Genomic DNA, 13,478 nt, shown 5'->3' on the forward strand with positions numbered 1-13,478 from the left:
CTGGCAAACTTAGTAACACGTAAAACCAGAGCTACAGCAAGTAAAATAACTAGACTAAACCACTCGTTAAAGGAGGCATTATGAGAATTTTAATCACCGGTGGAACCGGGTTTATTGGCTTTGAGTTGATAAAATTACTCAGCACTCATGAGTTGGTTTTACTTACTCGCGATATTTCCAAGGCGACCCAACGTTTCGCTCATATCCCTAGCCAAAACCTGAGTTTCATTTGCTCGTTGGATGAATTGTCCGATTTCAATAACATCGATGCCATCATCAATCTTGCTGGTGAACCGATTGCTGATAAACGTTGGAGTCCGCGCCAAAAACAGCGTATTGCCCATAGTCGCTTAGACATTACTCAACAGCTCGTAGAAAAAATTCACACCAGTGCACATCCACCTCGTGTGCTTTTGAGTGGTTCAGCTGTGGGGTTTTATGGTGATCAACAAGAGCACGCTTTTGACGAAAACCTTCAGGTTAAAAGCACCCATTTTTCCCATAAAGTTTGCCGAGAGTGGGAACAGTGCGCTTTAAAAGCCCAATCTGAACAGACGAGAGTATGCTTATTACGCACTGGTATAGTGTTAGCTCCTAACGGCGGAGCACTCAAAAAAATGCTGCCACCTTATCGGTTTGGTTTAGGTGGCCCTATCGGAGACGGCCAGCAATACATGCCGTGGATTCATATGCTTGATATGGTTCGTGCCATTGTTTTTTTACTCGAGACAGAGCACGCACATGGTACCTATAACCTGTGCGCTCCACATCCAGTGACTAACGCAGAGTTTAGCATTACGCTTGCAACTGCGTTGAAACGACCACATCTTTTAAATACGCCACAATGGCTCATAAAACTACTGATGGGAGAAGCTGCTGAACTGCTACTTGATAGCATACGAGCCAAACCCAAAAAACTCACCGACTTGGGCTTCCAATTTCATTTTTCGCGGATTGACCGCGCATTCAACCAACTACTGAATCCAACAACATAAATGTTTCATCCAGCGTCCATCAAGAAATCACACGGCGAGGTAAAGGATAACAATGACAAAATCGATTTTAATCACCGGTTGCTCAACGGGTATCGGTTATATGGCTGCCAAGCAATTACATCTGCGGGGCTATCATGTTATCGCCTCCTGCCGAGCAGCGAAAGATGTAGAGCGCCTAAAACAAGAAGGGTTGACCTGTATTCAGTTGGATCTGACTTGTGAAAACAGTATTAACCTTGCGGTAGAGCAAGCTCTCGAGCTTTCCAACAATCAACTTTTTGCTCTCTTTAATAATGGGGCATTTGGCCAACCTGGGGCATTGGAGGATCTTCCTGTACAAGCAATGCGGGAGCAGTTTGAAAGCAATTTTTTTGGTTGGCACCATCTAACCACACTCATACTGCCCCACTTTCGTCGACAAGGTTACGGTCGGATTATCCAAAACAGCTCAGTCCTCGGTTTTGCAGCCATGAAATACCGAGGCGCGTACAACGCCTCAAAATTTGCCATTGAAGGCTGGACAGATACTCTAAGACTTGAATTGCAAGACACCAATATTCACATCAGCTTATTAGAACCAGGGCCGATAGAAACACAATTTCGCGCTAATGCATTACATGCATTCCAACACTGGATAAACATTGATCAAAGCATCCATCACCAAGCTTATCGACAGCAAATTGAACGCTTGGGAAAAGCTCACTCTAATAACCGATTTGTGCTACCAGCAGAAGCTTGCTTGCCCCCACTCTGCCACGCCCTTGAGTCATCTAGCCCAAAGATTCGTTATCGAATCACCACTCCGACGAAAATCTTTGCCGTTCTAAAACGGCTATTGCCTACTCGCTGGCTAGATAAACTGTTATTTAAAGCCGCATAATTTATTTAATTGTCATTATTTGGTAACAATTGTCCGGCAAACTTCATAGTGCGCGGAGGGAATATTCCTAAACAACGCGTACTAAAACATTAAATCTTCTCAAGCGTTGCATGTGGTACGACAAAAAATGACATTAAACCAATGGAATTGGATCGGTGTCGGTGTTGCGCTGACCTTATTTATACTGCTTTAAACACCTTTGCTTGCTAGCTCGTGAGAGCAACAAAAGCACCACCACTGGGTGGTGCTTTTGTTTTTAAGCTCCCGCCTAAAAGCAGTAAGAGAAAGAGAGTCAAAGCTTGAGTTTTCCCCGCAGCATCCCCATAGTTTATCCAGCGATGTGCCATCCAAACCAAGGATTTGCTATGCAAGCAGAGAATATTATTGATGTTTCTCAACATAACTTTCACCAAGTATTACAGCACTCCACACTCTCGCCTGTGCTCTTTTATTTCTGGGCTCCTATCAGCCATGAAAGTGCCCAATTATTGCCTCAACTAGAACAGCTCGCCGAAAATTATCAAGGTGCCTTCGTTCTTGCCCGCCTCAATTGTCAAGAAGAACAAACTATTGCAGCACAATTTGGCATCCAAGCGATACCAACTATTGCTCTGTTTGTTGAAGGCCAGCCCGTCGATGGACTCAGCGGACCACAACCGATAGAGGCTATCGAAGATATGCTCAGTCACCATTTACCCAGTAACGAAGAGCGACTGATGCAGCAAGGGTTAGACTTAGTAGCACAAAAACAATTTGATGAAGCACTACCAGTACTTGCATCCTTAAACGATGAATGGCGCACTAAAGGCGAAGTGAAGCTGGCTTTAGCACACTGCTATCTAGAAACCGGAGCCATCGAAACCGCGCAAACTATGCTTGCAAGCGTGCCGCTCGAATACCAACAAGGCGACTACAAAACTCTCGTTGCCAAACTTGAACTGCATCAGCAAGCAGCTAATAGCCCAGAAATCATGGCTCTTGAGAAACAATGGCAGGATGACCCGCAGAATCCGAACATAGCAATGGAACTGGCTAGACAGTACCACCAAGTAAAACGCGATGAGGAAGCACTCAATTTACTCTGGTCATTATTAAGCCATAGCCTCAATACACTCGATGGCGAAATGAAAAAAACCTTTATGGATATTCTAACCGCACTAGGTCAAGGGAATCCGCTAGCCAATCAGTATCGTAAGAAGCTCTATTCACTACTTTATTAGGATTACTGTTGTTCACCTGAACAATACTGCCCCCAAGAACACATATGGCGCTTAAATGTGAGCGCCACTTCTATAACTCATAAATATCAAAATATTGGCCAATTTTTAGAGCAAAGCTGTATTTTTCCAATCTTGCCTTGGCGTTACCACGCTGTTTGAGGGAAACTTCCAACGCATTCGATATCAATTTAGGCCAAGGGTCGACCATGTCTCTTCGCTCAAATACCCCGCACTCTTTCACACGCTAGTGAAGAGAGCCAATTTTCAAATAAAAACAGGGATACGTCATGGCTATAGATTCATTGATCACCATTGCAATACTCGTATTGGTAGTAATTATTTTCATTTCTTCTGCAGTGAAAACCGTTCCACAAGGCAATAACTGGACCGTAGAACGCTTCGGTCGCTATACCCTGACTCTGAAACCTGGACTTAATATCATCATCCCCCTGATAGACAAAGTGGGACGCAAAATTAACATGATGGAACGAGTCCTCGATATCCCCGCCCAAGAAGTGATTAGCAAAGACAATGCAAACGTAGTGATTGACGCGGTCTGCTTCGTGCAAGTCATTGATGCAGCTAAAGCAGCTTATGAAGTCAATGATTTAGAAAATGCAATTCGCAACCTAACGCTGACGAATATGCGAACTGTATTAGGTTCAATGGAGTTGGATGAAATGCTCAGCCAACGTGACATGATCAACACAAAACTCCTCTCGATTGTTGACCATGCGACTAATCCTTGGGGCGTAAAAGTCACTCGTATCGAGATCAAAGACGTTCAACCACCCGCAGACTTGACTGCAGCGATGAATGCTCAAATGAAAGCGGAGCGGGAAAAGCGCGCCGCAATTTTAGAGGCAGAAGGGGTTCGTCAAGCTCAGATTCTCAAAGCCGAAGGTCAAAAACAATCAGAGATCTTACGTGCTGAAGGTGAAAAACAAGCTGCTATTTTGCAAGCAGAGGCACGTGAGCGAGCGGCAGAAGCGGAAGCTAAGGCCACTGAAATGGTATCGCAAGCAATTGCTCAAGGTGATATGCAAGCAGTCAACTACTTTATTGCTCAAGGCTATACCGATGCTCTAAAAGCGATTGGGCAGGCGGAGAATGGTAAAATCATCATGCTACCACTCGAAGCAACGGGCTTAATGGGCTCCGTTGCTGGTATCGCAGAAATGTTTAAACAGTCCTCACAAACCAAGTAGGTGACAAGTGATTGAACTGCTCTCGCAATTGAACTTCTGGCATTGGTTAGCCTTCGGTCTAATATTACTCGCCGCTGAGCTACTTGGTACTGCGGGTTATTTTCTGTGGTTGGGTCTATCTGCTTTACTGGTGGGCTTATTACTGGCAGTCATGCCAATCGGATGGCAGCTACAGTGGTTGGCCTTTGCAAGTTTTTCTCTGATCACCACTTGGTTATGGTGGCGACGCCAATATAGCCAAGATAAAAAGCAAGATGTTGAGCGAGACCTCAATCAAAAGGACAAACAATTGATCGGCCGAGTAATCCAAATTACGGAAGATACTCCTGCTGGTGAGTTTCAAGTTTCTCTTGGGGATACCCGTTGGACGGCTCGCTGCGAGCAAGGTCTTGCTAAAGACAGCCGTGTCTCTGTGATTGCTGTGGATGGAATAATCTTAGTCGTCAGACCTACCTAAGAATCATACCTCCCAACATCATTTAAAGTATATGAACAATAAGACCCTACGGGGTTTTATTGTTTAGAGCTTGAACAACAATTCCCTTTCAGCTGTTCAATAATGGGGCAGTCGTTCCCTTGATCCCCAGGGCAAGACGCTATCCACTCTTCTAGCTGTTGCTTAATCATGGCCAATTCAGCCAGTTTACTCGTGACTTCTTGTAATTTTTCTTGTGCTCGCGCGCGTACTGCGGCGCGTGTACGGTGCGGATCATTGGCTAATGTGAGCATAGCCTTACATTCATCCAAACTAAAACCTACTCGCCGACAGCGAGCAATTAATAGTAAATCATCCACATGCTGCTGAGTGTAGGTCCGGTAACCACTCTCCGAACGCAATGGCGAGGTGATTAGGCCTTTCTCTTCGTATAAACGAATCGATTTGGCTGTAAGGTCGGTCAGTTTGGCAATTTCGCTAATATTCATATCAATCTTAAGCAATAAAAAGAAAAGGCATGGAATGACCATGCCTTTATCACACCAAAAATGCAATTATTCCTGGCTAATCAACCAAGAAAGAATCGATGCTTTTTCGGTTTTATCCGCTTTTCCATACCAATCAGCCATCATTCCTACCAACTTATTTTGAGTAGCCATAGGCTGAGTCACTTCAGCGCGGTTAGCAAATGCCCAATTAGCAAATTCTTGACGTTCGGCAGCATTCGCTTCACCGTACAAATATTCGACCATTTCATGTGATTTGGATTGTTGTTCTGCATTAGCATTCACTGGAGCAGTCATTAACATAGGGCTAGCTTGAGAACCACCGAGTGAAAGTTGCAAATCGCCTTCTTTAGCAAGGGCATTCATAAATCCTGAAGCAATAGTAAATTGCGTATTCAATCGTTGACTTGCAGATTCAATAGTAAACGTAAAATCATTGTGATCTTGTAGAACCGTATAATCGAAAGGAAAACGAACATATTGTGTTGCAGTGCAGTGTTCTGAACAACTACTTTTTGAAGGTTGCACTACCTCTAACAGATATTGCTTATCCTGGTATTTTACCGTTTGATATTCATCATAATTTTCAAAATAGCTAACTTCGAGGTAAACATAGCTTTTAGGAGCCTCTTTTGAAGATCGTGGAATATTCGCAACAATATCTACCGATGATTTAAGTATATCTGGACCTTTTAACGCTTTTACTTGCGGAGTAAAACTCTTACTAGTTAGTTGAACAAAATCATAGCGTTGGTTCACGCTATCGAGGACATCTTGAAAACTACTATCTGCATTAAGAGCGCTGCAGGCATTTAATACAAAAGGGGCTAAAAGAATTAGTAGTTTACGCATACAACATTCTACTCCATAAGTCTAAATTCATTCATCGAGATTCATTGTTATAAAAAACGCTGACAAGATGCCAGCGTTTTGAAATAAATACTTTTTGAAACTCGACTTAAACAACAGATTTAAAAAATCTATTAGAAGCCGTACTCCAGACCAACGCGAGTTACGATATCAGTATCTTTGTCAGATGTGAAATCTGAACGACCAGCTACACGGATATATGGCACAAATCCATTGATAACACCCATAACTTGCGCAGATACGATGCTATTCGCGTCATCCTGATCTACGCCACCTTTTTCCGAATCTAGGTTAGCTGCATAGCCAACTTTGATTCCAAGAGGGCCATTCCAGTATTGACCAATTACAGAGAAAGAATCTTGAGTATGTTTTACACCTGTTTCTTCGATTTCTTCGCCTTTAAATGCAGCTGCGATACCGAAACCACCTGGTAGACCGGCTTCAAAACCAACGATATAGGCAAAAGTATCTTTTCCTGCAACACCACCGAAGTCACTTGCTGACTCAATACCACCCATTAGAGTTACAGTATCAATGGTATAACGAGCATTCGCGCCTGCAAAAGATGAATCACGATGTGCATCGCCACCACCATTATTGTTGTCATCACGGCCAACAGATGCTGCGAATGTGAAACCACCAAACTTTGGTGAATCATAACGCACTTGGTTCGATTGACGGTCATAATGAGCAGTGATACCACCCCAGTCAAAGGCTGCACCTAAACCTGGGTTAGAGAATGGCCAGTCAACGATTTCATACAGAGGTGTCAAAACACGACCAACACGTACATTACCCCAATCACCTGATGCGCCAAGATAAGTATCACGGAAGCCCAATACGCCACCAGAAACACCACCGTGGCCCCAGTCTGTGCTGTCTACATAACCAGACTCGATCTGCATCGTAACGGTAAAGTTTTCAAACATATCTTTGTGGGCGCGGAAACCAATACGAGATTCGTTTTCCACTACATAACCTTTGCTATCATCTCGGTTATCAGTCGTGTTGTAGTTAACAAGAGAGATAGCTGCAACGCCGTAAACATCTACGTTAAAGTCTGAGTTAATACCAACTTCTTTTGCCATTACGCTAGTTGAAGCAATCGCTACTGCAGCACCCAGAAGAGTACGTTTAAACATTTTGTCCATGGATAACTCCTAAAAATGGATATAGCTGTTTTTGAGTTTCTCCCTTAAGTTGGCCGCCGAAGGGAGAAGTCATTTCCTTTTCGAGTATCGAAACCGATTCTCTTAGTTGTTGGCACACTGACCGTGTATCCATGCCTGTAGACTAACCCTCACCCAGAAAACATCAATCAGAACTTAATTTTTATCTAAAAAAATATGAGCCACGGCAAACTTCTGGGGAGTAAGTGATCGAGATCCAATAATTAAGCAACCGCACAAGACGCCAATATAATCAATTGATTTTTATCGGTTTTATTTTTTCGACTAATTATTTATTTGAAGTATGTCGAATATAAAAAAAGTATGAAGTGACTTTTAAGACTAATTAAATATGGGAGTTAAAGCGAAAGTTTCAAGGTTGTTTTTTGGAAAAAATAAACCCCAGCATAAGACTGAGGTTTAGACTATTTAGAGACTTTTAGTTCAATTTTATTTTCGATATACAGATGAAAATCAAAATAACTTACCCATTTCAACTTGATTTGCTATAGGTGCAACAGAATACTCTCATCAACTGTTGGAAAATTGCTACTTTACAAACTCGATCAGCGCTTGCTCATCTAAAACCTGTATCCCTAATTCAGCTGCCTTGGTTAATTTTGAACCAGCCGCTTCACCTGCAAAAACGATGTCGGTATTTTTTGACACGCTTCCCGTAACTTTTGCTCCTAAAGCTTGCAGTGCTGCTTTTGCATCATTACGGGATAGTTGAGTAAAACTGCCTGTTAACACGACAATTTTACCTGCTAAAGCCGAATCTACCGCCACGGGCACAGCAGCTAACACAGGCCATGTAATGCCTAATTCCACCAACTCTGCAATCACTTGCTGGTTACGTTGCTGAGCAAAGAAAGCATGTAAATGGCTTGCAACCACACCCCCGACATCGGGAACTTCAATCAACTGCTCGATACTTGCCTGAGCAATCGCCTCTAACGTTAAGAAATGTTGTGCCAAATTGAGAGCGGTTGCTTCCCCTACTTCACGGATCCCCAGAGCATATAAAAACCTTGGCAAAGTAGTCTGTTTAGCTTTATTTAAGGCATCAATTACGTTCTGCGCTGACTTGGGTCCCATTCGCTCAAGAATGGTCAATTCTCCCGCTCTTAAACGGAACAAATCCGCTGGGGTACTCACCATTTCGCGATCGACCAATTGTTCAATCACTTTATCCCCTAAGCCTTCCACATCCATAGCTTTGCGTGAAACAAAGTGTTTCAGCGCTTCTTTACGCTGTGCTTGGCAAATTAATCCTCCAGTACATCTAGCAACCGCTTCCCCTTCAACTCGCTCAATTTCAGATTGGCATACAGGGCAGCAAGTAGGAAATCGAATTGGTTTTGCATCGGCTTGGCGGCGCTCTAGCACAACCGAAACGATTTGTGGGATCACATCTCCCGCACGCCGCACCACTACGGTATCACCAACCATAACGCCTAAGCGTTCAATCTCATCGGCGTTATGTAATGTAGCATTGCTCACCGTAACCCCACCGACAAAGACGGGTTCCAACTTCGCCACAGGGGTAATCGCACCTGTCCGACCAACTTGAAACTCAACATCATTGAGAAGTGTTAGCTCTTCTTGCGCTGGAAATTTATAGGCAATCGCCCAACGCGGTGCTCTAGCAACAAACCCCAAGCGCTCCTGCAATTGAGTATCGTCCACCTTGATCACAACGCCATCAATTTCGTAGACCAAAGATTGGCGGCGCTGCAAGATATCTTGATAAAAAGATTTCACATCGGCGAGAGAGGTTACGACTTTGGTTTCAGGGCAGATGGGCAATCCCCAGTTTTTCAGTTGTAAAAATCGCTGATAATGACTGGTAGTTAACTGGCCGCCTTCGATAACACCGACACTGTATGCATAAAAAGCAAGTGGGCGCTGAGCCGTAATTTTGGAGTCTAATTGGCGCAAGCTTCCGGCCGCCGCATTACGAGGGTTAACAAATTGCTTTTCACCTTTTTGAAGCGCTCTCGCATTCAGCGCTTCAAACCCAGCTTTAGGCATGAAAACTTCACCACGGACTTCAAGACGCACAGGAAAATCTACGCCTTGCAGACGTAAGGGGATTGATTTAATCGTACGTACATTTTCTGTGATATTTTCGCCTGTAGCACCATCACCTCGAGTTGCAGCACGAGTCAACACACCATTCTCATACAGTAAGCTCACGGCCAAACCATCCAACTTAGGCTCACAACAAAAATGACTTTGTTGTACGGCTGGAATGCGATCTGTCATACGGCGATAAAAACTGTCTAATTCAGCGTCATCAAACGCGTTATCAAGAGAAAGCATCGGGATTTCATGGATGACAGACTCAAATCCATCAAGTGGGCGCCCCCCCACACGTAGACTGGGTGAATCCGGTGTGATCAACTCAGGATGCTGCGCTTCTATCTCCAATAACTCACGCATTAAACGATCATATTCCGCATCCGGAATCGTTGGGGCATCTTCTACGTAATAACGGACTCCATGCTCATGCAAGGTTTGTCTTAGCTCGGTTAATCGTTGCTCGACATTGGACATAGTAATTCTCTCGGATGATGAAAAAAGGCTCCGCTACGGAGCCTTTTAGTATAACTAGGGATATCTTAGGCTAACATAGCCAAAACTTATTACCTGAAGCGTAAACAGAACAGGATAAATTGAGCCACTAAAAACGCCATTTATGATTGTGCGGCACGAGCCTTAAACTCTTGAATTTGCTTACGATAAGCATCCAAACGATTCGGGGTCATTAAATTACGTGCGTCATCTAATACATGACCACCAAGATCGTCAGCAATTTGCTGAGCAGTTTTAAGCATCAACTTAAAGTTTTGCTCTGGATCGCCAAAACAGGGCAGAGTCATAAAAAATGAGATACCTTTCGTTGAAAAATCCGCAGGATCATCATGCATTAAAGTACCTGGCTGCATCATATTAGCAACACTAAACAGCACTTTGCCTGTTCCCGACAGATCCGCATGGCGATGGAAAATATCCATTTCACCAAACAGCAAACCATTTTGTTGCATGCTATCAAATAGCTTAGTGCCAATAAAAGGCTGACTGCCAGAACAATGAACATTCAGCACAATCACATCCAATTGCTCTTCTTTTGTTTCTTCGACAATAGGAGCGGCATCCATAACAGGTTCAACGATCGGCTTTTGTATTACTGACTGTGCTCTTGGCATTTCAGGCTGAACACTCTTTGTTTGCTGCATAGGCTGCTCATATTCTTCCTCTTGTTCATCAGAATCATTTTGAGCAGTGAAATCGGCAATTAAAGGATCATGCTGTTGGTTTGGAAGGCCAAAATCCGGCTCTTTACGTTCCTTGCGAATGATTTCAAAATCATCCTCGGCCGCAAATGCTCGTGAAGGTGGTTCATCACTCTCAACATCAATTTTGCGTAGAGGTTTATCTCCAAACTTAGATTTCCCCTCTTTTTTGCTGGTCCACAGACCATGAAACAGCAGCGCTGCTATCGCCAACGCGCCAACAATTATCAATACGAATCGCAATTCCTGCATCTTAAACTCTCAGTATCCCGTTTGATGTTCTGAGCTCTAGCGCCCGACAGGACGTTTATCAGGGTGTGGTTTTGACTTGTCAGGGTACTTTACCAAAACTCTCGTTGAATTTAGAACAACTTAATGTGAGAAGTTGAAAAGATGACGCGTTTTTTGCAGTTTCGTCGTTTCACTTCATCTTCAATCAAGTACAATCTTCATCCAGTTAATCAAGGAGAATACTGTTTTTATGCAGATCAGCTCACGTTCCGGGTTCGGTTATTTCTTTTACGGCATGCGTTTAGCGGTAACTCCCGGTATACGCCGCTTCGTCGTTCTTCCGCTTCTCGCTAACATCGTACTAGTCGGCAGTGCTATGTACTACCTATTCAGCCATTTAGATGCTTGGATTACGGATTGGATAGGACAACTCCCCTCATTTTTATCTTGGCTCAGTTATGTGCTTTGGCCTTTACTCTCCCTGACTATACTTGCCACTTTTTCCTATTTTTTTAGTACGTTAGCAAACTTTATTGCATCCCCTTTCAATGGATTGCTTGCCGAAAAAGTAGAACAGCATTTATCGGGTGAACCAATTGGTGAAGAAGGGGTATGGGCCCTAGTTAAGGACGTTCCACGCATACTGAGCCGAGAATGGCGAAAACTACTTTATGTACTCCCCAAAGCACTCGGACTTTTCATCTTGTTACTGATCCCTGCACTTGGGCAAACACTCGGTCCGCTCGCTTGGTTCATCTTCACGGCTTGGATGCTCGCGATGCAGTATTGTGATTACCCTTTCGATAATCACAAAGTCACTTTCCATGACATGCGTAATACTTTGAAACAAAATCAAAGCAAGGCGTATAGTTTCGGTATTTTAGTGGCCTTTTTTACCAGTATTCCTATTGTAAACCTGTTTATCCTTCCTGTTGCTGTATGTGGCGCAACGGCAATGTGGGTGATGGAATTTAAGCCACAACACTTAACGGTTCGCAGGTAACCATCCACATAACTTATAACTTTTTAATCCTTTTCCCTTAGTGAATATGAACTTATTCTCTGCTCATATTCACTAAGTATTCACGCACAAATCCACGCTGCGCAACGAATGAAGGAACATCAACATGAGCAAAATCTACGAAGACAACTCTCTAACTATTGGGAACACCCCGCTAATTCGCCTAAATAAAGTGTCACAAGGCAAAGTGCTTGCCAAAGTCGAATCTCGCAACCCAAGTTTCAGCGTTAAATGTCGTATCGGTGCCAATATGATTTGGGAAGCCGAAAAACAAGGCAAACTCAAACCAGGAGTTGAATTGGTTGAACCGACTAGCGGAAATACGGGGATTGCCTTAGCTTTCGTTGCTGCAGCTCGTGGTTATAAGCTGACCCTCACAATGCCGGAATCAATGAGTTTAGAGCGTCGCAAGCTGCTAAAAGCTCTAGGTGCAAATTTAGAGCTTACCGAAGCGGCAAAAGGCATGAAAGGCGCCATTGCCAAAGCAGAAGAGATTGTTGCAAGTAACCCAGAGAAATATCTGCTGCTGCAACAGTTTAACAACCCAGCTAACCCACAAATTCATGAAAAAACGACAGGACCTGAGATTTGGGAAGCCACTGAAGGCCAGATCGATGTGTTTGTCGCAGGTGTCGGCACTGGTGGCACATTAACGGGTACTAGCCGCTACATTAAAGGCACAAAAGGGAAAGCAATCCTTTCTGTTGCTGTTGAGCCGGTAGAATCTCCTGTTATCACCCAAGCGTTAGCTGGTGAAGAAATCAAACCTGCACCACATAAAATTCAAGGTATTGGGGCTGGATTTATTCCTGGAAACTTAGATTTAAGCTTAATTGACCGCGTTGAACGTGTTACGTCAGAAGAAGCTATTGAAATGGCTCGTCGCCTAATGGAAGAAGAAGGCATTTTAGCGGGCATTTCTTCAGGCGCAGCGGTAGTAGCCGCCAATCGCATAGCTCAACTACCTGAATTTGAAGGCAAAACAATTGTCACCATCTTACCAAGCTCTGGTGAGCGCTACCTGAGTACAGCACTTTTTGCTGGCATTTTTACCGAAAAAGAAAACCAACAGTAATACGTGGTTAAATCAATTTTTCGTTTAAAAAAGCCCCAGTCAGGGGCTTTTTTGTTGATCCTTGCCTCACCTTTGGTAATATCGGCATGTTTTATTTTTAGCTTCAAAATAAAGAAGCCGACGGTTTACGCTCAATTGCTTAAATTGCAACAAATAGCAAAGGCAATTGGAAAATTTTGACCAGTCTTAGTTCTGACACGAAAAGCCTGTGACAGTGCTAGCACAAAGCAGCTGATGCGGTTAAGCTAAATCTGGTTGACAAACTTACAAAAAATAAACTCATTGGGGTATAAAACATGTACGAGAAGCAAGTAGAAATCACAGCAGAAAACGGCCTTCATACTCGTCCAGCAGCACAGTTTGTAAAAGAAGCAAAAGCTTTTGATGCAGACATCACAGTGACTTCTAACGGTAAAAGTGCAAGCGCAAAAAGTCTATTCAAACTTCAAACGCTAGGTCTGGTAAAGGGTACTGTCGTGACTATCTCTGCCGAAGGCCCTCAAGCCAAAGAAGCGGTTGAACACCTAGTTGCTCTGATGGACCAACTTCACTAATCCGGTCTTCCTTT

General features: G+C 43.6%; 13 protein-coding genes. 8 read left to right on the plus strand and 5 right to left on the minus strand.

The genetic code is table 11. The features are described from left to right. Positions 1-80: 80 nt before the first annotated feature. From VOA_RS11250 to VOA_RS11230, 5 genes are all read left to right on the plus strand, one after another. On the plus strand, positions 81-995 hold the full coding sequence (locus VOA_RS11250) for a TIGR01777 family oxidoreductase (protein WP_001221386.1): 915 nt from the start codon (positions 81-83) through the stop codon (positions 993-995). Between the two features lie 52 nt (positions 996-1,047). Beyond that, positions 1,048-1,875 (plus strand): SDR family oxidoreductase, encoded by an 828-nt coding sequence (locus VOA_RS11245; RefSeq protein WP_000167403.1) that lies wholly within the window; start codon positions 1,048-1,050, stop codon positions 1,873-1,875. Between the two features lie 365 nt (positions 1,876-2,240). After that, positions 2,241-3,095, plus strand: coding sequence for a co-chaperone YbbN (locus VOA_RS11240; RefSeq protein ID WP_001147522.1), 855 nt, complete (start codon positions 2,241-2,243; stop codon positions 3,093-3,095). A 287-nt stretch (positions 3,096-3,382) separates the two neighbouring features. Beyond that, positions 3,383-4,303: an SPFH domain-containing protein gene (locus VOA_RS11235; protein WP_000963386.1), complete on the plus strand. Its 921-nt coding sequence runs from the start codon at positions 3,383-3,385 to the stop codon at positions 4,301-4,303. 7 nt (positions 4,304-4,310) lie between these two features. Further along, positions 4,311-4,760 (plus strand): NfeD family protein, encoded by a 450-nt coding sequence (locus VOA_RS11230; RefSeq protein WP_000571565.1) that lies wholly within the window; start codon positions 4,311-4,313, stop codon positions 4,758-4,760. A gap of 56 nt (positions 4,761-4,816) precedes the next feature. On the opposite strand, the gene cueR is transcribed toward VOA_RS11230, so the two are convergent. The 5 genes from cueR to zipA all read right to left on the minus strand — a co-directional run bounded on the left by cueR (position 4,817) and on the right by zipA (position 10,835). Next, a complete protein-coding gene (gene cueR, locus VOA_RS11225; RefSeq protein ID WP_009355860.1) occupies positions 4,817-5,227 on the minus strand; it encodes a Cu(I)-responsive transcriptional regulator in 411 nt (136 codons plus the stop codon). Positions 5,228-5,293: 66 nt separating this feature from the next. Further along, complete coding sequence (locus VOA_RS11220; protein ID WP_001228761.1) at positions 5,294-6,097, minus strand: DUF2057 domain-containing protein; 804 nt, start codon at positions 6,095-6,097, stop codon at positions 5,294-5,296. A 131-nt stretch (positions 6,098-6,228) separates the two neighbouring features. Then, positions 6,229-7,266, minus strand: a complete 1,038-nt coding sequence (locus VOA_RS11215; RefSeq protein WP_000359798.1) for a porin — start codon at positions 7,264-7,266, stop codon at positions 6,229-6,231. A 567-nt stretch (positions 7,267-7,833) separates the two neighbouring features. Beyond that, the gene (ligA, locus tag VOA_RS11210; protein ID WP_000072960.1) at positions 7,834-9,843 is read right to left on the minus strand and encodes an NAD-dependent DNA ligase LigA; all 2,010 of its coding nucleotides are present in this window, start codon (positions 9,841-9,843) and stop codon (positions 7,834-7,836) included. A 140-nt stretch (positions 9,844-9,983) separates the two neighbouring features. Then, entirely contained in the window at positions 9,984-10,835 is an 852-nt protein-coding gene (zipA, locus tag VOA_RS11205; protein ID WP_001157050.1) for a cell division protein ZipA, read from the minus strand. A gap of 229 nt (positions 10,836-11,064) precedes the next feature. Here zipA and cysZ point away from each other — a divergent pair, with 229 nt between their 5' ends. From cysZ to VOA_RS11190, 3 genes are all read left to right on the plus strand, one after another. Next, positions 11,065-11,817, plus strand: a complete 753-nt coding sequence (cysZ, locus tag VOA_RS11200) for a sulfate transporter CysZ (protein WP_001167401.1) — start codon at positions 11,065-11,067, stop codon at positions 11,815-11,817. Positions 11,818-11,941: 124 nt separating this feature from the next. Then, positions 11,942-12,910: a cysteine synthase A gene (cysK, locus tag VOA_RS11195; RefSeq protein WP_000036915.1), complete on the plus strand. Its 969-nt coding sequence runs from the start codon at positions 11,942-11,944 to the stop codon at positions 12,908-12,910. Between the two features lie 296 nt (positions 12,911-13,206). Continuing rightward, positions 13,207-13,464 carry an HPr family phosphocarrier protein gene (locus tag VOA_RS11190; RefSeq protein ID WP_000273061.1) on the plus strand — a complete coding sequence of 86 codons (258 nt, stop codon included), beginning with the start codon at positions 13,207-13,209 and terminating at the stop codon, positions 13,462-13,464. Positions 13,465-13,478: the final 14 nt, after the last annotated feature.

This window comes from Vibrio sp. RC586, from assembly GCF_000176715.1.
Lineage (GTDB): Bacteria > Pseudomonadota > Gammaproteobacteria > Enterobacterales > Vibrionaceae > Vibrio.